19 protein-coding genes and 1 pseudogene are annotated in these 18,796 nt (G+C 38.1%); 3 read left to right on the forward strand and 17 right to left on the reverse strand.

Features of this window, described 5'->3' with window-relative positions; genetic code table 11:
• Nucleotides 1–3: 3 nt before the first annotated feature.
• The 3 genes from LC091_RS00840 to LC091_RS00850 are packed head-to-tail and all read right to left on the reverse strand — an operon-like array spanning nt 4 to nt 1,404.
• Nucleotides 4–693, reverse strand: coding sequence for a hypothetical protein (locus LC091_RS00840; protein WP_226679833.1), 690 nt, complete (start codon nt 691–693; stop codon nt 4–6).
• Nucleotides 694–723: 30 nt separating this feature from the next.
• Entirely contained in the window at nt 724–1,116 is a 393-nt protein-coding gene (locus LC091_RS00845) for a DUF2085 domain-containing protein (RefSeq protein WP_226679834.1), read from the reverse strand.
• 12 nt (nt 1,117–1,128) lie between these two features.
• Entirely contained in the window at nt 1,129–1,404 is a 276-nt protein-coding gene (locus tag LC091_RS00850) for a hypothetical protein (RefSeq protein ID WP_226679835.1), read from the reverse strand.
• Between the two features lie 223 nt (nt 1,405–1,627).
• Here LC091_RS00850 and LC091_RS00855 point away from each other — a divergent pair, with 223 nt between their 5' ends.
• Entirely contained in the window at nt 1,628–3,109 is a 1,482-nt protein-coding gene (locus tag LC091_RS00855) for an esterase/lipase family protein (RefSeq protein WP_226679836.1), read from the forward strand.
• A 42-nt stretch (nt 3,110–3,151) separates the two neighbouring features.
• On the opposite strand, the gene LC091_RS00860 is transcribed toward LC091_RS00855, so the two are convergent.
• Nucleotides 3,152–3,616 (reverse strand): YjdJ family protein, encoded by a 465-nt coding sequence (locus LC091_RS00860; protein ID WP_226679837.1) that lies wholly within the window; start codon nt 3,614–3,616, stop codon nt 3,152–3,154.
• 125 nt (nt 3,617–3,741) lie between these two features.
• On the opposite strand from LC091_RS00860, the gene LC091_RS00865 reads away from it, so the two are divergent.
• The gene (locus LC091_RS00865; RefSeq protein WP_226679838.1) at nt 3,742–4,455 is read left to right on the forward strand and encodes a DUF459 domain-containing protein; all 714 of its coding nucleotides are present in this window, start codon (nt 3,742–3,744) and stop codon (nt 4,453–4,455) included.
• 29 nt (nt 4,456–4,484) lie between these two features.
• Here the strand turns inward: LC091_RS00865 and LC091_RS00870 are convergent, their stop codons facing one another.
• The 7 genes and pseudogenes from LC091_RS00870 to LC091_RS00900 all read right to left on the reverse strand — a co-directional run bounded on the left by LC091_RS00870 (nt 4,485) and on the right by LC091_RS00900 (nt 11,445).
• Entirely contained in the window at nt 4,485–5,237 is a 753-nt protein-coding gene (locus LC091_RS00870; RefSeq protein WP_226679839.1) for a DUF5694 domain-containing protein, read from the reverse strand.
• Between the two features lie 52 nt (nt 5,238–5,289).
• Nucleotides 5,290–6,051, reverse strand: a pseudogene (locus LC091_RS00875) (Nif3-like dinuclear metal center hexameric protein).
• A gap of 424 nt (nt 6,052–6,475) precedes the next feature.
• Nucleotides 6,476–6,622, reverse strand: a complete 147-nt coding sequence (locus tag LC091_RS00880) for a hypothetical protein (RefSeq protein ID WP_226679840.1) — start codon at nt 6,620–6,622, stop codon at nt 6,476–6,478.
• A gap of 274 nt (nt 6,623–6,896) precedes the next feature.
• A complete protein-coding gene (locus LC091_RS00885; protein ID WP_226679841.1) occupies nt 6,897–8,879 on the reverse strand; it encodes an ABC transporter permease in 1,983 nt (660 codons plus the stop codon).
• The gene (locus LC091_RS00890; protein ID WP_226679842.1) at nt 8,869–9,639 is read right to left on the reverse strand and encodes an ABC transporter ATP-binding protein; all 771 of its coding nucleotides are present in this window, start codon (nt 9,637–9,639) and stop codon (nt 8,869–8,871) included. Before LC091_RS00890 ends, LC091_RS00885 begins: the two co-directional genes overlap by 11 nt.
• A gap of 103 nt (nt 9,640–9,742) precedes the next feature.
• Nucleotides 9,743–10,744, reverse strand: a complete 1,002-nt coding sequence (locus LC091_RS00895; RefSeq protein WP_226679843.1) for a sensor histidine kinase — start codon at nt 10,742–10,744, stop codon at nt 9,743–9,745.
• Nucleotides 10,741–11,445 carry a response regulator transcription factor gene (locus tag LC091_RS00900; protein WP_226679844.1) on the reverse strand — a complete coding sequence of 235 codons (705 nt, stop codon included), beginning with the start codon at nt 11,443–11,445 and terminating at the stop codon, nt 10,741–10,743. The genes LC091_RS00895 and LC091_RS00900 overlap by 4 nt, the downstream gene beginning before the upstream one ends.
• Nucleotides 11,446–11,671: 226 nt before the next feature.
• Here LC091_RS00900 and LC091_RS00905 point away from each other — a divergent pair, with 226 nt between their 5' ends.
• Nucleotides 11,672–13,603, forward strand: coding sequence for a S8 family serine peptidase (locus LC091_RS00905; RefSeq protein WP_226679845.1), 1,932 nt, complete (start codon nt 11,672–11,674; stop codon nt 13,601–13,603).
• A gap of 439 nt (nt 13,604–14,042) precedes the next feature.
• On the opposite strand, the gene LC091_RS00910 is transcribed toward LC091_RS00905, so the two are convergent.
• The 6 genes from LC091_RS00910 to LC091_RS00935 all read right to left on the reverse strand — a co-directional run bounded on the left by LC091_RS00910 (nt 14,043) and on the right by LC091_RS00935 (nt 18,795).
• Nucleotides 14,043–14,189 carry a hypothetical protein gene (locus LC091_RS00910; RefSeq protein ID WP_010194254.1) on the reverse strand — a complete coding sequence of 49 codons (147 nt, stop codon included), beginning with the start codon at nt 14,187–14,189 and terminating at the stop codon, nt 14,043–14,045.
• 142 nt (nt 14,190–14,331) lie between these two features.
• On the reverse strand, nt 14,332–16,263 hold the full coding sequence (locus LC091_RS00915) for an endonuclease MutS2 (protein ID WP_226679846.1): 1,932 nt from the start codon (nt 16,261–16,263) through the stop codon (nt 14,332–14,334).
• 412 nt (nt 16,264–16,675) lie between these two features.
• Entirely contained in the window at nt 16,676–17,089 is a 414-nt protein-coding gene (hepT, locus tag LC091_RS00920) for a type VII toxin-antitoxin system HepT family RNase toxin (RefSeq protein WP_226679910.1), read from the reverse strand.
• Complete coding sequence (mntA, locus tag LC091_RS00925; protein ID WP_226679847.1) at nt 17,082–17,531, reverse strand: type VII toxin-antitoxin system MntA family adenylyltransferase antitoxin; 450 nt, start codon at nt 17,529–17,531, stop codon at nt 17,082–17,084. The genes hepT and mntA overlap by 8 nt, the downstream gene beginning before the upstream one ends.
• A 67-nt stretch (nt 17,532–17,598) precedes the next feature.
• Nucleotides 17,599–18,267 carry a DUF421 domain-containing protein gene (locus tag LC091_RS00930; RefSeq protein WP_226679848.1) on the reverse strand — a complete coding sequence of 223 codons (669 nt, stop codon included), beginning with the start codon at nt 18,265–18,267 and terminating at the stop codon, nt 17,599–17,601.
• A gap of 63 nt (nt 18,268–18,330) precedes the next feature.
• Nucleotides 18,331–18,795: an NUDIX hydrolase gene (locus LC091_RS00935; RefSeq protein WP_226679849.1), complete on the reverse strand. Its 465-nt coding sequence runs from the start codon at nt 18,793–18,795 to the stop codon at nt 18,331–18,333.
• Between the last annotated feature and the right edge of the window lies 1 nt (nt 18,796).

Consider the following 18,796-nt stretch of genomic DNA (forward strand, 5'->3'; position numbering starts at 1 on the left):
TGCCTATTTTCTTTCCAATATGCTTTTGATTTGATCCGTATACATCCTATCTAAACTTTCCGTTGTGTAATCGAAATTGTCCATGCTCGATACTTTAGTAACCCCCATCTCTACTAAGCGTGCATCAAGTTTATTTAGAACAAAAGTTGGATGATCATCTTCATCCTCATAGCCACTAGCTTCATCATTCAAATCTATTATTTTTCCATCCATTAACTCAATTTTGTAATAGAAATCACCTCTATTGTGTGTAAAAGGAAAATAATATCTGTTTCCACGAACTCCGGTCTCTATTTTAACAATTTCTTCAAATTCATACTCTCTTCCTTGTGGATGCAGGAATGAATGGTCAATGATTTTATGGTCTGTAACAACAGTCACTGAAGTAAAGATAATATAGAAGCCTATAATATTTAATATTATAAAACCTGTCCAAAATTTTTTACGCTTTTTGGTGACTGGATCCTTCTCCCTATTTTCCTTATAGAAAAAATAGAAGAATACTAAAAATAAATAAAAGACTATAACAATAATATATCTAGAGTATGGATATTTAAATACCCATAACACATAGTCATCCGGTACAAACAGACTGTATTGAATGAATCCAATTAATATAAAAATGCAGAAGCTTAAAATTAGGACCAATAAAGACCCTAATATATACACTAAAATTCTCCCTACTGTCTTCAATATCATTGCCCCATTCTAAATAATCAATAATCAACCAATAAACGAATCAATAAAATTAGCAAACTCCTGAATTCCACGATGAAACTGTATAGATCCTGCTACGATGATACAAGACATACCAAAGCCGCTCATCAAACCCGTAAATGTTCGGAGGAAATTGTTGCTTACTCTCCAGCCACGGACCTGTGAGTAACCATCCACAACCATCGGAATGTTCAATAAAATACCGAATAGAACCATTTTAAAAAATGAGACATCTGCAGCAAGCCATAGTAATGGAACTACAGCAAGATAACCCAGCAATATGGACATACACCTATAGCACATAGGGAATTGCCTGTCCCCTATGACAAGTGAGCGTTCTTTTCTTTTATGACACGGAAAGAAGCGCAATGTGATAACTGCATAAATGTATTCATTCATCTTTCATTCCCCTTAATTAAATGGATTGCAGTCACAGTCTGTGCAATCCAATCCACTTGATTTCCCTGATGGAATATCGCAATAGTAACAATCAAACCACCCTCCGTCACCTCTATTTTTCTTTTCGCTTCTTTTCATATAGTAATGGATGCTCGCAAACAGCCCAATCATACTAAGTATAAGAAAAATAATACTAGCAATCAGCTCTCCTGTTGATTTTGCTACAACAACGCCATATATACTACCAATTGTAGTTATGCTTAATAATGCCCATAAAATAAAAATCATCTGCAACCCTCTTTTGTTATTAGTTGAACTTCACTCCATACAATTCTTTTCTTATCTTGAAATTCCTGCTTCTTTTTGTCGAATATGTATCTTTTTTCCTATTAAAATAGTTCAAACGCCAAGTCCTTCCTCCCATTTTTTAAAAATCTATTCTGAAAGCGCTCCCTTTTCAGATAGAATAGATGGGGAGATATCTCCTAATTTATTCAAAAGGAGTGTTGAAATGAGAAGGTTGGTGATTTTATTGTTAGTAGCATTGCTAGTTGTACCAGTATCCGTGAATGCCGGCACCATTGGTGGGAAAGACAATCCTGGAGGTGTGCCTGGTCAGTGGTATGTTGGTGATACACCAAGTAACGTCGATCCGAACAAACCGGTTCTTGTATTTGTTCACGGAATTAACAGCTCATCAAAAACTTGGTGGGAAAACAATAATATGTATCAAACAGCCTTGAATAACGGATATGAAACAGCGTTCATCGATGTTCATCCAGATAAGAACATGTGGGATAATGGTGCCATCATTAATAGTCGAATCCGTGATATATCCAATCATTTTAACCAAAAGAAAATAGTGATAGTTGCCCATAGCAAAGGCGGCATTGATGCTCAGAACGCTCTTGTTCACTATGGAGCGCATCCTTATGTTTCAAACCTCATCACACTATCTACTCCTCATTACGGTTCACAACTCGCAGACCTTGCTTATAGTGGCTGGGCAAGCTGGCTTGCAAGTATTCTAGGCAGTAAAAATGATGCAACCTACTCTCTTCAAACTGGTTATATGAATAGCTACCGACCTCAAATGGATAATCATGCAAATAGAAATCGCAATAAAATTTATACTCTAGCCGGAACTAGTTGGGGCGGGTTCGGATCTGCTCTTTATTGGGGTGGATTATACTTAAGTGCATATGGTTCAAATGACGGTGCAGTCACCGTTAATAATTCCCGTTTAACCTATAGTACACAAGTCAGGGTAAGTAACTGGAACCATACCACAGTTCGTGAAGGTGGTACATTTCAATACTTCCGTCCATATTTGACTACTACCCAAACTGCCGGTTTCGCACTTAGCCAGGCAGCTGCAACAGTCGAACCAATGGAACAGGAGCCAGTTAACATAAGTGCACTTCACCGTGGCGGCCAGTTTCAGATAGAAGGGAAACAAACCTTTACTGTAGAGGAAAATGTACAAAAAATTGACTTGGATTGGCTAAGTGACAAGCAGACACAAGATATTGAAGTGATAAGTCCATCTGGAAAGGTATATTCAAACTTTGTCCACTCCATCGATCAGGAAATTTTCAAGGGTGGCCACCACCACACTTTCCAAATCCTATCACCTGAAAAAGGGCAATGGACCGTTAAAGCCAAAAAAGATAAAGCTGCTTATTTAATGACTGTTGGTTTCCATACAGATCTGAATGAGGAAGTAGTACTGGAAGATGCTACATTTGAACTGAAGAATAAAGGGCAAAAAGTCAAAAAAATGAATGTAGATGTCAAAATCAATAAAGATGGGAAGGCTAAAGCAGACTTCGGGATGAAGGTTGCTAATAAAGGGAAGGTAGACGTGGACTTCAAAGAGGAAGGCGTCTATACTATTACGCTTGATGTAAAAGGTACCACAAAAGACGGAAATCCATTTGAACGAACAATCGTGAAATCGGTTTATGTAGATAAGAACGGCAATAGATATTGATTTGACAAAGTGCTCTTCCTTCATGGAAGAGCACTTTTTACATTAGTCTAATTGTACTTTTCGAAATTGAAGGAAGAATGCTAGAGCAATAAGTAAAGTTCCGCCCAATATTTGTGACATCATAAAAACTTTTGCTCCAGAAGTTGGAGACCCAGATATCACTCCCGCTCCAGTAAGTAAAATAACGCCAAGAATACTCATAAATATGTTTTGTTTTATTCCGGGCTGCAGCAATTTCTGACCAACTGCAAAGACCATATACATAAAACTTACCATCATGATTATTGGAAAAATGGGCTTGAATTTAATTGAATACACAAAATAGTCTAGTTGAGATATATTTCCCCTCTCAATTTCCCCATCATGGATCCAAGAGGTAAATACTGCCGTGTGTTTCCATTCGAACGAATTATCTACCAACTCGCTCCCTTCATACCATGAAGCAAAAGTGGCGATGCAGAACAACATAATAGCCAAACCGAATGGAATGGTTCTTTTATAACTCATAAACATCCCCCTTTTTTTCAAATGTTCCTATTAAAATAAACGAATCTGATAATGAAAAAGTTTCAAACAGGCTGTTTAATTATTTTTACGATAGGGAACTACTACACCATTGAGGAGGTTCACCTATGGAAAAAACAATCATCTATGCTGCCGCCTTAATTGTGATTGCTCTTATCGGGGCAGGTTTTTATAGTGGCTATCAAGATAATACACAAAAATCTAGTCATTTACCAAAAACTATGGTTACACTAGGCGATTCATTGACTTATGGAGTCGGGGACAAGTCCGGTGAAGGATACGTAGAAAACCTAGAGCAACTTATTCAAAAAGAGAAAGAAGCAAATGTTAAAGTGAAGAACTACGGTATCCCTGGTCAAGAATCAGACGGTGTTGTAAAACAAGTGAAACTTACTAACATTCAGAAGGATATTCGCAATGCTGATTATATTATTCTCTTTATCGGCACCAATGATTTAATTCAAAGCAATGGCGGCGACTTGAAAGGAATCAATGAAGAAAAGATCAAAGAAGGCGCTTTAGAATACGAGAAGAATGTTCAAGAAATTCTTAAGACAATCCGTCAAGAAAATAAAGACGTTCCAATATTATTTCTCGGGCTATACAATGCTTATCCTGATTCAGCCGAACATGTAAATATCATTGACGAGTGGAATGAAAATAGCCAAAGACTAGTGGATGGTTATAAACGCATCAAATTTATTTCCACTAATAATCTTTTTAAGGAGAAGTCAAAGGAGTATTTCAGCGATTCCTTGCACCCTAACGAAAAGGGATATGACTTGATTACTAACAAGATTATTGATGAATATGATTTTTAAGATTGAAAACGCTCAGGAGTGAGCGTTTTTTAATTAGTGCTCATACATACTAAGTAATCCCTCACATTTTCAATAGTGAAGCTGTCCCCTTCAAAAACTAATTGATTTAACAGGTGAACATGTCCTACCCCATATATGACTAATAAACGATCATTTTCGCAAGCTAGACTTTTTATGTTTTTATAGATTAGTAAATTACGATAATACCAATAATTTGCAACCCAATTAGCTCCAATTGGATTGTCATTCTCTCCTATCATCGCAATATCCATATATAATTGATGATTGTTTCTCACATGTTGAGTTTCATTCAGAAATAAAAGATATTCTCTTATTGTTGTAGTATTAGATTTTTCATTGGCTTCAGCTACCATCTTCTCTATATCCTTGAATATTTTTCGAGTTGTTTGAGTTTCATGATTTTGCATATACCCAAATATATCTGGTACACCTTCTTCTTCATTCCAATCAACTGAAAAAATGTTTGTATGACCTAACTCTTTTGCTAGATTAAACCCTATTTGGTGGCGTTCATTAGCCGATAATTTAAAGTTTCCATCTATGTATTCTTGATACTCATCTGATAACTTCGACTGATACTTTAAGGGATACTCCAACACAATTTTTGTAGGAGCGTATTCTTTCAGACTTGATAATAAATTTTTTATCTCCATTTGTTTCCGGTGAGAGAAAATGTCCGAGTCTTTTGTTTTTGCATAGTCCTGAACAGCAGACTTTTCAAAGTGATCGGTTCCTAATATCATGATTGAAGGTTTATTCACGATTTACTTGCTCCTCTACTTTTCTTAATTTGCATTTAAAAGTTAAGAATCATTATCCATGATTTAACTCAAAATGCTCTTCCTGCAGCTTTACGAGGGAAATCCCATCATTAGATTCTTTCACTCTAACTGCCAAACTCTCCACACCAAATATTTCCGTAAAGGTATGGCTCCCGACCAGTAGATTTACACCTGCAAACTTAGCATATTGAATGGTATATAAACTTGCCTCTCCAGTTATGTACGTATCGCAGCCTTGATCCAATGCAAATTTTATTTGATCGGTTGAATGGCCTGCACCTGTCAGTATTCCTATTTACTTTACCTTGTCCTTATTGTTTTTCCAGGCTCTTACTGGTTCGTTCAGTTTAGTTCTCAAGTTGTCCACAAGGGCCTCAAAATCTTTTGTTTCATTAAACTCACCTATACCAGGCACACTCGAGTTCTTGTACTCAGAAAAACGTAAGATATTATCAATATCAATTTCTTTCATCAAGGAAGTGCAGGTTCCAAATTCAATATAATCCAATGGTCCATGTATCCAGAAATGGCTGATGTTATATGCTTTTAATCTTTTGATACATTCTTCTTTTAAGCCATAAATAAAATCCCATGCGTCATGGTGAGTTATGATTAAATCAACCTTTGCGACTCTTGCCTGTTCAATCACTTCGATTGAAAGGTTGGTTGAAAACCCAATCTTCTTAATCTTGTTATTGGAAGTGTTGGTAAATCCGTAATCGTCATGGAATTCTTCCAACAATTCTTTAGGAAAAAGCTCATTGATTGAAGCTTCAAATTTTGTGATATCCATAATTCCCTCCCAAAATCTTTCGTGGGTAACCTTTTCATATGACAATTATTTCAAATCCCAATTATTAACTCAATACTTATTTTTCTATTCAATTCAAACTAATATAATAGATTGCTAGGGTAAATAGCTCTATATCTATTTTTTTAAAAAGAGTTGCTAACGCGACCTAAAACCACGTTCCAAAATCTTAATCTCTTTGGACGTTTTCTCGCTCTTTGAATAGCTCCGAAATTTTGGCCTTGGCAAGATTATCATTTTACCAAGGGCTTCATATTGGAGATGAGGACCTCTCTCCAAGTGATTCCTTGTCACTAAGGGCTTCATAACGGCGATGAGCACCTTTCTCCTCCTGATTTCGTGTCACCAAGGGCTTCATAACGACGATGAGGACCTTTCTCCTCCTGATTTCTTGTCACTAAGGGCTTCATAACGGCGATGAGGACCTTTCTCCTCCTGATTTCTTGTCACCAAGGTCTTCATAACGGCGATGAGGACCTTTCTCTTGCTGATTCCTAGTCACTAAGGCTTCATAACGGCGATGAGCACCTCTCTCCTCCTGATTCCTTGTCACTAAGGGCTTCATAACGGCGATGAGGACCTTTCTCCTCCTGATTTCTTGTCACCAAGTTCTTCATAACGGCGATGAGGACCTTTCTCCTGCTGATTTCTTGTCACTAAGGTCTTCATAACGGCGATGAGGACCTCTCTCCTCCTGATTTCTTGTCACATAGGTCTTCATCCCGTCTACTCTGAAGACTATCCACTATTCGATTATTTTATAATTTCTTAAACATTAATAAGCAGGCTTCATTCGTTATAGAATAAAACCTGCCACGACCATTATTTTAAGTTTCTAATTCCCGTAACATCTTTTTCCTCGAATAAAAGTAATAAACCGTCTGGATCAATAGGTAAACCCCGGAGATGCTGGAAAAATGAATAAGAAATTGTGGATTCTCCAAGATTCCACCTACATCTTGGGCAAAGGAAAAAATATAAACAAATGCCAAACCGCAACCCAGTAGCGGTGCAAAGAAAAACAGCACGCTCATTTCCTTTGAAACAAGCTTCTTTATTTCTCTTTTCGAAATACCAATCTTAAATAGCTTTTTATACTTTGCCTTCCCCTCTTCCATGTTGGAGAATATGTTTAGGTACAAAAGGATGAAGGAACCAAAGAAGAAAAGAATGCTTATGAAGGTGGTGACAAAAAACATGATTCTAGATGAGTTTTTGATATAGTTGAAGTGCATCACTTTAGATGTCGGCTGAAGAAAATATTCCTCCTCTTCCTCACTATAGCTAAGACGTACACTTTGGTATGGCGGTGTAGTGTTGTTATATTCCTTTAATCTATCATTCAATTCATGTGTCACTTGTTCACTAGCTTCCCAATCTTGAAAATTGAAGATGTGTACCTTCATCTTATTTCCTATTAAAGCATTGTTTATTTTCCCAAACTCCTCATCACTGATGACCAAAATGGAAGTTGGGATGAGTGTTGTTCGATTAATTATTTGATCAACAATGGTTTCTTTCAAGGTGTACTCTATTTTCCCACCTTCCACATTAAATGAAAGGCCATGTTCATAAGTACTATCTGGAAGGGCATATTTAGGAACATCATTTATTAGATAAATATATTCTTCACTGGTCAGGGTTTCCTCCCTTCCAGCAACTCGATTATAATCCGATAACCCTATAAATACATATTCGTAATACGCTTCTTCCCATTGCGGATCTTTCTCGTAGTATGCAAACACATTAACTGTTTCGTGTTCTTTAACTGGATTTTCTTCTTTATCCAAAATAGAATACAATTCTTCCGTGGATATATTATTTTTCGTCTCTGTCTCTATGTAAGTAAGGTCATTGGGATTATCATCCATCACCTGCTGCTCTCCCATGGAACTGATAATCAATATGGTCGTACTATAAAAGATGGTCACCATGCTCATAATCGTTACAAGAAGCATGATGGCCGTAAGCTGTTTGAATTTGTATTCAAGACTACTTAAAGTAAGTAGCTCGTTATAGTAATAGGGTTTATGCTTCCTTGCTAACTTCATAAAGAAACTCATTCCTTGAGATAAGGCTACATAAAGGCCCATTAATATGCCCAAGGTACTCATAAGAAGGTATCCACCAACATCTTGAGACATGGAGGGTATGGAAAAGGTACAGTAAAGCAGCACAGCACTTCCGCTAACCATGACTATTCCCAGCAGACCGAAAGCCGGACTTCGATGCTTGATCGTATCTGCCACTCGATCACTTTTCATATTTTGAGATAAAGATCTTGTTAGTGTCAGATAAAGAGTGATGAGAACCGAAATGAGAAAAATCCCCAGGTAAGCACCTATTGAATAAATAAACATTTCCAGCGAAAGATTAAATGGGATATCACCTAATCCAGTTATATTTATGAAAAGCAAAAAAATCAATCGAGAAAACACCATACCAGATACAATTCCAGTAACGATGGAAGCAGCAGCAATCAAAGCGTTCTCTAATAATAAAAGCCTGGCTATATCCCATTTCGACATTCCAAGTGTCATTAAAAGACCAAACTCTTTCTTCCGTCTCCGTGTAAAAATCCGATGAGCATAGGTAATAAAAAATACGGTAAACAATACAAGTCCCACACCTGGTATCGTTAGTATATCTCTTATGCCTTCCATTACTTTAACCGCCTCAATTGCTTCATTGAAATAAATGGTCGAATACATGAAAAAGAACAACACCGCAAAGCTGTTACACAAATAATAAAATAAGTATTTGCCCCTGTTTCCTTTTGCCATTTTCCATACCAGTTGATTAAATGTCATGGCTCCTTCCTCCCAAGACGGCGAGATTGTCCATGATTTGATTTAAGAAATCTTTTCGATCCCCTTTTCTAATAATATAAGAATCTATTTTTCCATCTTTAATAAATACAACCTTCCGGCAATAGCTTGCAGCGAATACGTCATGTGTGACCACTAGCACAGTTGTATCGAGTTCTTTCACAATCTTTTCAAAACACTCCATGATGACTGTGGATGATTTAGAATCTAGGTTGCCGGTCGGTTCATCCGCGAAAATAATGGTAGGATCGTTCACCAGTGCTCGGCCCACTGCTGTCCTTTGCTGCTGACCGCCTGAAATAGAAAAGGGATATTTGTTCAGTATACTTTCAATACCAAACAACTCTGACAGTCCCTGTACCTTCGCCTCCATTTCGGCCACTGATTTCTTCTCCAACACCATCGGTACCAGCAGGTTTTCCTTTACTGTCAGACTATCTAGCAAATTGAATTCTTGGAAAACAAAACCGAGTTGTTTTCTTCTGAAAAGGGCTAACTCATCCCCGTTCATTTCACCAATTTCTTTTCCCGCAATATATACCTCTCCGGATGTTGGGGCGTCTATTCCACTCATCATATGAAGCAGGGTCGTTTTTCCGCTACCCGACGGACCCATGATGGCGATGAATTCTCCCTTGTTTATGGAAAGGTTTACGCCATCGACTGCAGTTGTCCCTCCTTCTGCACCGGCATCCCCATATATTTTCACTAATTTACTAGCTTCTAAAATCGTATCTCCCAAAATAAAACCTCCTCAAGCAAGTTGGGATGTATGTTACTCCCTTTCTATGTCTTATTTTACTGATTAGCCGATACATCAACCATGGAACAATACGAAAAATACCTTACACTTTTGTAAGGTATTGAATCGTGACAGTAGTACCTTGGTATACTTCCGACTCTATTGTAATTCGGTGGTTCAGCCGGTTCGCAATTTTCTTACAAAGGTATAGCCCTATACCTGAGGAATTCTCATATTTCCTCCCGTTTTCGCCAGTGAAAAATGCTTCAAATACTCTCTCTAAATCATAGGGCTGGATGCCGACGCCTTCATCTGTAATAGAGAGAATCGTAACCTCTTCTTCTTGTTTTACATGAAATCTTATCTTTTTGCTTCCATCTCGTCCACTAGAGTATTTAATAGCATTAGAAATGATTTGATCAAGCATGGTTTCATTCCATTTTTGGTCGGTAATAATGAAAGCAGCTTCTTCCTCACTATCTATAACAGGGAAAGCAGATTGATAGATAAACTCACTTTTTTGGTTATTGATTAACTTCCGTAATGAAGATATTAGGTCCATTGATTTTATATCCAAATCATTTTCAAAACTGTCCATTCTGATCATGGTCAGACCTTGTTCTATGTCTGAATGTAGTCGCCTATTCTCCTGTTGTAACTTTTGGAAAGCTTCTCGATCACCTTGTAACTTCTTCTCATTTTGAATAATTAAATCCATGACAGATACCGGTGTCTTCAGGTGGTGCATCCAATGGGATAAGAAATAAAGCCTTTCCTTGTTCTTTTCGCTCTGCTCATTCTTTTCCTTAGAATGTTGATAGCTTAGTTTCTTAATCCATTGATAAAAAGCCTTTTGTTCTTCTGTATATATCTTCATATCACCATGCTGATTTTCTATCTCTCCATTTACTTGATAATAGCGGTATCCATCAATGAGGAGATAAACGAATAGAAGAAACATCCCTACCGAAAAAGGATACAGGATTTCTGTGTTGGAAGGCTCACTCAGATGAAAGAAGGCAATGACAGAAAGAATATTAAAGAGATAGAACGAAATTAGCAGCGCTCTATCTTTGAAAAAGTTCTTTAGAATTCTTTTATTCATTTGTTCTGCCTACCCCGAGATGGAATACTCATCATATAGCCCACTCCTCTTTTGCTTGTAATGACATTTGGCAGTCCAAGAGAAGTTAGTTTTTGTTTGATTCGCGTCATATTGACCGTCAACGTATTGTCATCAACAAAAGTTAACGAATCCCATACGGCTTCCATCAGTGTTTCTCTAGGAATATAGATTTGATGATGTTCCATCAGTTTTTTTAATAATATGTATTCATTTTTACTCAGCTCTTCCCTTTTCCCTTCAAGATAAACTGCAAAAGTTTGACTATCTAGTTTCAAGCCCTCAATAGATAAATCACCCGTATCTATTGATGCATATTCTCCATACACTCTTCTTATTGTTGCCTTTACTTTGGTATGTAGTAATTCAAATGTAAAGGGCTTGGTTATGTAATCGTCCGCTCCAAGTTCCATTGCCATAATCTGATCCATCTCTGTACTTCTAGCGGAAATGATAATAATAGGGACAGTCGATTGCTGACGGATGCTTCTGCATAAAAAATAGCCATCATAGTATGGTAGATTGATATCCAATAAAACAAGGTCCGGCTGGACTTCGGTGAAGCTCTCCATAATATGTTGGAAATCTGTTGGCTTATGTATCTTGTACCCATACCTCTCTAGATGGTTTTCTACTAGCTCACTTAACTGCCTATCGTCTTCAATAAGCATAATCTTATGCATGTCTCAAAATCCCCTTTATTTTGCTGTAGCTGTATTATGTATATTTTACCATAGAAATTATTAGCCGCTCTTTATTAATGGAATCTACAATTCTTTCCATTGGGAAAATGAATGCTTTTTTCTACTATTATCTCAGACTTTTATTCTGAATTTTCCCAATATAAATTCTTTCTTTAGTATGTTAAATTATTCTTGTGTTACCAAATGAGAGGAGATGAGCATGAGGATGAAGAAAAAGAATCAATCCAAGAAAGTGTTTTTATCCGTTTTATCAGCAGCAACTATTCTATCAACTGTTGCGCTAAGCAGTCCATCAACAGGGGGGGCTAGCAGCTTCGAACTAGACTTTAAGGGAGTCAGCAAGATAACAGAGATGAAGTCGGTTTCTAAAAACGGCAAAACTGGGGAAGCTTCTTTTCTAGCAGAAACAGAAAATGTGAAAATCCCAAAAGGACTTCAAAAGAAGCTAGAGGTCGTGCCTAAAGATAACAGTCTATATATTGTTCAATTTGATGGGCCTATTTTAGAAGAAACGAAAAAAGAGTTGGAGTCCACTGGGGCAACTATTGTTGATTACATACCAGACTATGCTTACATTGTGGAATACAAAGGCGATGTTGCGAAAGCTACAAACGGGATTGCTCATTTAGAATCCGTAGAGCCATATTTGCCGCTTTATAAAGTAGATCCATTATTGTTTACGAAAGGGGCTTCTGCTTTAGTAAAAGCTGTTGCACTTGACGCAAAACATAATAACAAAGAAATGAATTTCAAAGGCATAGATGCAATTGTTGAATATGCCGCTAACAATAATGTTCTTTATATCTCTCCTAAAGCGGAATATAAGGTGTTGAATGATGTAGCGAGAGGGATTGTTAAAGCCGATGTTGCCCAAAGCAGCTATGGGTTATATGGGCAAGGTCAAACAGTTGCTGTAGCAGATACTGGTCTTGATACCGGGCGTAATGACAGCTCCATGCATGAAGCTTTCCGTGGTAAAATCACCGCATTGTATGCATTAGGAAGATCGAATAACTCCAATGATCCAAATGGTCACGGAACGCACGTTGCCGGATCGGTTCTTGGAAACGGAACAAGCAATAAAGGAATGGCACCACAGGCAAACCTAGTGTTTCAATCTATTATGGATAGCAGCGGTGGATTGGGCGGACTTCCATCTAACTTGAGCACATTATTCAGCCAAGCGTATAGTGCCGGAGCAAGAATTCATACGAACTCATGGGGCGCTGCGGTAAACGGTGCTTACACGACAGATTCCAGAAATGTCGATGATTATGTTCGTAAAAATGACATGGCTGTTCTTTTCGCAGCTGGAAATGAAGGTCCAGGCAGCAGTACTGTTAATGCACCAGGTACTGCGAAAAACGCCATTACTGTTGGAGCAACAGAAAACTTGCGTCCAAGCTTTGGATCTTATGCGGATAATATCAACCATGTTGCTCAATTCTCTTCCCGAGGGCCAACTCGTGACGGACGTATCAAGCCAGACGTAATGGCGCCAGGAACATTTATCTTATCCGCACGTTCTTCCCTTGCACCGGATTCTTCCTTCTGGGCAAACCATGATAGCAAATATGCATACATGGGCGGAACTTCCATGGCAACACCGATTGTCGCAGGAAACGTAGCACAATTACGTGAGCACTTTATCAAAAACAGAGGCATCACACCGAAGCCATCCTTATTGAAGGCAGCTTTGATTGCTGGTGCAACGGATGTAGGTCTTGGCTTCCCGAATGGTAACCAAGGTTGGGGACGTGTAACATTGGACAAGTCTTTAAACACTGCATTTGTGAATGAAACAAGTTCTCTTTCTACAAGCCAAAAGGCAACCTACTCCTTCACAGCAACAGCAGGCAAGCCGCTTAAGATCTCTCTAGTATGGTCTGATGCTCCTGCAAGTACATCCGCGTCTGTGACACTAGTAAATGATCTTGACTTGGTGATTACTGCACCAAACGGAACACAATATGTAGGAAACGACTTTACTGCTCCTTATAACAATAATTGGGACGGACGTAATAACGTAGAAAATGTATTCGTTAATGCTCCACAAAGTGGGACATATACGATAGAGGTTCAAGCATACAATGTACCTCAAGGCCCACAGGCGTTTTCATTGGCAATTGTGAACTAAATTTAATTTCTTGGAGAGACCACTGCGATTGGGAGTTTGAGAACTTTCGGTTGCGGTGGTTTTTGGTTTTTCGGGTTAGGTTACGGTGGCTGAATTGCATGCTGGTGGCTGCTGGTTGAATTGAGTTGGATTGCCCTTTTTTGCCATGAAAGTGTCCGTTTTTGCGGAAGAATAAGCTCAATCATGGTAAATGTCCGAAGTTTTTGAGAAATTGACCGAAGTTTTTGCATCATTGAAATGTCCGAACAACTCTATAATTTGACCGAACCACTTTAAAACACATGAAAAAGGGTTGAAAAAGCACGTTTTTGACCACTATTCGGTATCTTTTTTTCCAATTTTTCAATCCAAATCACCATCAAATAATTTAAAAGCACCCAGAAGTAGAACGACTCCCATTAAAAGAGCCGTCTATCCCAGATGCTTTCATTCACTCAACCTATTCTTCGTTTGTTTCCCCAGTATTCGTTTCATTTTGTTCCATATTCGTTTCGTTGTTGTTCATTTCTTCATTCTCAGCGGCGCATCCAGTTGCAAGAGCTAATAATAATACGGAAGATGATAAAGCCAATAACATTTTCTTCATGATTGAACTTCCTCCTTGAGCTATGCTTGTTTTAGTGGACTACAAGCTTAATCTTACAAGAAATCCGAACAAAAGAAAGCTATTTTACCAATAATTCACAACAATTAAACATTGTTTACGTACGCTTTACATCCCCTAAATATCAGTCGTCTGACTCCTCTAAAATTACCTCGTCTACATGATGTTTCTTCATTTTATTTCGAAGCTTACGATTTTCTTTGGATTCAAACACAATGTCCATATCATAATCTTCTGTATAAAGATCCTCCGCTTTAATATAGAGGGAAAGTCGCTTATGGTTAAAGGTTTCCAAGCTTCCTTTTACCATTACCTGCACATCCCCTTTCTCATCAGCTGGTTTATAGACGATACCGAACTCACCGATAGATTGAATTTTTACATTGTCCCCTTTCTTAAAAATAATCTCCTGCTTTGCTTTTTCTTTTTCTGGATGTTTCATTTTTCTCACGTACTTTTGATTCATCGCTAGTTGCCTGTCTAGCTCATGTCTTGGCCTATCTGATTTATCGCTGTAATCTTTCATTTCTTTATACGTTATCTGGTGTGCCCGTTCTATCAACTTGGGGTGCATGCCTAGACGAAGTGCAATGGCAAACGCTTGACTGTCCCCACCTTTCCCTACGATAAGACGATAGGTCGGCTTGAGTGTCTCGACATTAAATTCCATCGATCCGTTGCAGAACCCTTCATGTTCATTTGCAAACTCCTTGATTTCACTATAGTGGGTAGTGGCTAGCATTGTCGTTCCCTTGTTATATAATTCTTCTAAAATAGAAGTTGCAAGCCCCATCCCTTCTGCCGGGTCTGTTCCGGAACCGAGTTCATCAAGCAGCACCAATGTCTGAGGTGTAGACTCCGCCAAAATTTCAATTATGTTTTTCACTCTGGAAGAAAAGGTACTTAAAGACTGTTCAATACTTTGCCCGTCCCCGATATCCACCAACACTTTGTGGAAAATGGCTATCTCACTCCCTTTTTCAGCAGGGATATGCATGCCACATTGGGCCATCAAAGTTAGGAGTCCCACTGTTTTAATTGTCACTGTTTTTCCGCCCGTGTTTGGGCCTGTGATAACCAGTGCATCATAATCCTCACCTATTACCAAGTTTAATGGTACTGCATTTTTTCCAAGTAACGGATGTCTCGCACCTTCCAATCGGATAACATGATGTTCATTTATCTTTGGTGCTGTTCCATCAAGCAATAAGCTGTGCTTCGCCTTTGCAAAAATCACATCATAGCTGACCATTAAATCCATCGCCAATTTTATTTCTTTTTCATGCTCTTGGACCAATCCAGTCAGCGCAAACAGGATTTGCTCTTCTTCTGCCTCTTCTTGAAACTTCAGCATACTGATGGAATCTTGGATGATGCTAATTTCTTCAGGCTCCATGTACACGGTGGATCCGGAAGCAGAAACATCGAGAACCGATCCCTTAATATTGTTTTTGTATTCTTTTTTGACCGGAATGACATACCTTCCGTTTCTGGTACTTACCAGGTTTTCTTGTAGATACTTACTGTATTTGGTGGACTTGACAAGCTGCTCGATACGGTTCTTGATGCGTTCCTCCAATGTAGCTATCTGTTTTCTTACTTTCAGCAGCTCTTTGCTCGCGTAATCGTCTACCTTGCCATTTCGAATGCATCGAATTATCTCTTCTGCTACATGAGAGAGCTCTGTAACAGAGTAGATGTAGCTTGTGATTACTGGTGCTGCGTACTCCTTGTCTTTCATAAAACGTTTGAGCTTTTCGATGGTATCCAAGAAATCATGGAGACCTATCAGCTGATCTGGCCTGAATGCAATTCCTTTGTGCAGATTTTTTAGAATGTACTCAATTCCGTGAAGACCGTGAATGGGTACACTTGAACTAATGGCCAGTATCTTCTTTCCTTCTGTTACCTCGTTTAACCATGCTTCAATCTGTCTTTTATTCACGGATGGTTCCAATGCCAAAACAGCATTTTTCCCAGGTTCTGATAGTGCAAAAGTTGCCACGTCTTTCTTTAGATCTGTAAATTGTAAAGCTTTAATTGTTTCGTTATTCACTGTTTTTTCCTCCTAGTAATTAGTAAGCAGTTTGGTGGATGTAGGCCACTAAAACCGTGCGAGGAAATGCTAAGATCAGGGCCATAACTATTTTTTACAAATAAAAAAACACAAAGAACAACACTCGTCCTTTGCGTTTTGAATGGTAGTTTTAAAATGGAATGCACGTTAGGCAGAAAAATACCTATACTCGTGCTGTAACTATCATTTTATGGAGCAGGCGCAAACCCGTGTTCTTAACATTTCGCTATGAGAAAAAAAGCGTACTCAAACAGAGCTCGACAAAGTCGAACTTTTTCCTCATATCGCACGTATTTGGTTACGTTTAGTTAAGAACTACCTTTTCCATAAAACAAACTCCTTCTGTTTGAAGATACTAACATTATAAAGGATGAACTTTTGAAAGTCACGCCTAATTATTTTTTACATTTAATATTTGCTTTGTAAATTCTAAATAGTCTTCAAGATGTTTCTCGACAATTACTCTTACAATTTCTAAGTTAATTTCTTGGTAGTCATGAACTGCTATGTTACGAAATCCTACCATTGCCTTCAACCGTAAAGACAAATTTTCATTAATGATAGTATGCGAAGACAAATAATCAAACGCATCTCGACTTGATTGAGGAATACCCAACTTCTTTTCAGATACTACATGCATTGCAATATCTATACTTGCTTCACATGCTCGTTGAATATTCAGTATGATAGAATCTTGCTTTGTAAAATTCTTTAGATTTAATGGGTCATTATCATATTCTTCTCTAATTCTTTTAATACACCGCTCTATCGTACTTATTTTATTTAGAATAATATCCCTATTCATAAACTCTCCCACTTTCGGTAACTCGATCGAGAATCCTCTTTCTTTCCTCATTTAACATTGCATACTTTTTATAGGTGACCATTTCGAACAAAGCCTGTCTTTTCTTATCGGACAAATATATTACTTTTCCTTTGGTTATAATTTGCATTTGAAAAACAGTAGATGCTTGCGTAAGGTCAACTAAATCCACGTCTTTATTAATAAGACTTGCTAATTTCTGAGCAAGCATATACCTTTCGTAGTGATCCAATTTCTTGCTGCTCAGATAAGCGACATCTACATCACTACCTGGATGAGTTAACTCTGGTGTAGTTTGAGAACCAAATAAATAGATAACTTCTGGACTTAATTCTTTGACCAAAAAGTCTATGATAATATTCTCGTCAACCATCATTATCCCTCCATCCAAACACAATTTTATGTAAATCATACCACATCTCATTATTCTTTCCACATCTATCCTCAAGCAAAACAAAACTCCTGTATAAACAGGAGTACATTTGCTTCCATTATTGTATATTATTCCGCTTATTAATAATCAATTTCTTTGTTTTCTCATTAACATAGGCGTAGAGGATGTCTTTCACATCTATCTGTCGGACAGTTAAATGATCTAGCAGCCACTCCTTGGATCTGTCCAGTAGCTTTAGATTCTTATCTTGAATTTTCCCATCAATAATAACCGAAATTGGTAACCCCTCATCATCAATCGATATTTCAAGATGTTGGACCGTAACAGGGGTGTTTTCCGGCTTTGGAATGATGCTTATCTCCCCAATCGGTTCTAAAATGGCATAGTCAATGTCAGAGATTTTCGGATACCCTTTACTTCTTAAGATGGAAAGCATCTGTGCGATGGATACCATTGATTTTTCCATATTATCCTCTACTATTTGTCCGTGTTTAATCAGTATTGTCGGCTCTCCCAGAAAGAAACGGTTGCCCCATTGCCAAAGGGTCAGTTTTGAGAATATTATATGTATCATAACGAGCACAGCAAGTGCACCAAGCGTCGGTAGGTATTCTGTACTGATGAGGGGTTCTGATGCCACCGTTCCAACGATAATAATGGCTACAAGGTCATACGGAGTCATCTGTACGATTGTGGATTTCCCCATTATCCTCATAATGGCAATCGTAATGATGTATATGGTCAATATTTTTATTATTAAAATCATGGTTAACTCCTCATATCTCTTTTCGAAATATGATGTCCTGATTTCCTGAAAATATCCTGTGATTTAGTTGCTTACTATTAGATGCTCGGTGGTCTCAGGTATTTTCTTTAACGCCTTCTTCAAAAATTCGGGGTATAGTACGACATCTTCTAACTCAGAGATTGGTACCCATTCATAAACCAACCTTTCTCCTTCCACCCCATGAAACGATCCATTAGGTAGAGCTTGTTTATCATCCGTTGAAACAAGATAGTAAAGACCTATTTCATGTACTTTCTTCTCACGGTATTCAAAGAAATTTTCTACAATCCAAACCATTCGTCCGACCTGTACGGAAAGGTCGAGTTCTTCTGTAAATTCGCGTTGCAGGCTGAGGGGGGATGCTTCGTTCATCTCCACTCTTCCACCCGGCAACGACCAGATTTTGTCCTCGCTTGCTCTGTGCAGGAGGATACGGCCATCCTGTATCCAGACTCCTGCCACTCTGTAATTGAAAACAGCTTTTTCTGTATGGAAAACGACATCCATT

Origin of the sequence: Sutcliffiella horikoshii, from assembly GCF_020524325.1 — a bacterium.
GTDB lineage: Bacteria > Bacillota > Bacilli > Bacillales > Bacillaceae_I > Sutcliffiella_A > Sutcliffiella_A horikoshii_D.

Excerpts from the sequence above, each read along its gene's own strand:
- LC091_RS00845 (WP_226679834.1), bottom strand. The coding sequence starts at position 1,116 with ATGAATGAATACATTTATGCAGTTATCACATTGCGCTTCTTTCCGTGT.
- LC091_RS00850 (WP_226679835.1), bottom strand. The coding sequence starts at position 1,404 with ATGATTTTTATTTTATGGGCATTATTAAGCATAACTACAATTGGTAGT.
- LC091_RS00855 (WP_226679836.1), top strand. The coding sequence starts at position 1,628 with ATGAGAAGGTTGGTGATTTTATTGTTAGTAGCATTGCTAGTTGTACCA.
- LC091_RS00860 (WP_226679837.1), bottom strand. The coding sequence starts at position 3,616 with ATGAGTTATAAAAGAACCATTCCATTCGGTTTGGCTATTATGTTGTTC.
- LC091_RS00865 (WP_226679838.1), top strand. The coding sequence starts at position 3,742 with ATGGAAAAAACAATCATCTATGCTGCCGCCTTAATTGTGATTGCTCTT.
- LC091_RS00885 (WP_226679841.1), bottom strand. The coding sequence starts at position 8,879 with ATGACATTTAATCAACTGGTATGGAAAATGGCAAAAGGAAACAGGGGC.
- LC091_RS00895 (WP_226679843.1), bottom strand. The coding sequence starts at position 10,744 with ATGAATAAAAGAATTCTAAAGAACTTTTTCAAAGATAGAGCGCTGCTA.
- LC091_RS00900 (WP_226679844.1), bottom strand. The coding sequence starts at position 11,445 with ATGCATAAGATTATGCTTATTGAAGACGATAGGCAGTTAAGTGAGCTA.
- LC091_RS00905 (WP_226679845.1), top strand. The coding sequence starts at position 11,672 with ATGAAGAAAAAGAATCAATCCAAGAAAGTGTTTTTATCCGTTTTATCA.
- LC091_RS00910 (WP_010194254.1), bottom strand. The coding sequence starts at position 14,189 with ATGAAGAAAATGTTATTGGCTTTATCATCTTCCGTATTATTATTAGCT.
- hepT (WP_226679910.1), bottom strand. The coding sequence starts at position 17,089 with ATGAATAGGGATATTATTCTAAATAAAATAAGTACGATAGAGCGGTGT.
- mntA (WP_226679847.1), bottom strand. The coding sequence starts at position 17,531 with ATGAGATGTGGTATGATTTACATAAAATTGTGTTTGGATGGAGGGATA.
- LC091_RS00930 (WP_226679848.1), bottom strand. The coding sequence starts at position 18,267 with ATGATTTTAATAATAAAAATATTGACCATATACATCATTACGATTGCC.
- LC091_RS00935 (WP_226679849.1), bottom strand. The coding sequence starts at position 18,795 with ATGGATGTCGTTTTCCATACAGAAAAAGCTGTTTTCAATTACAGAGTG.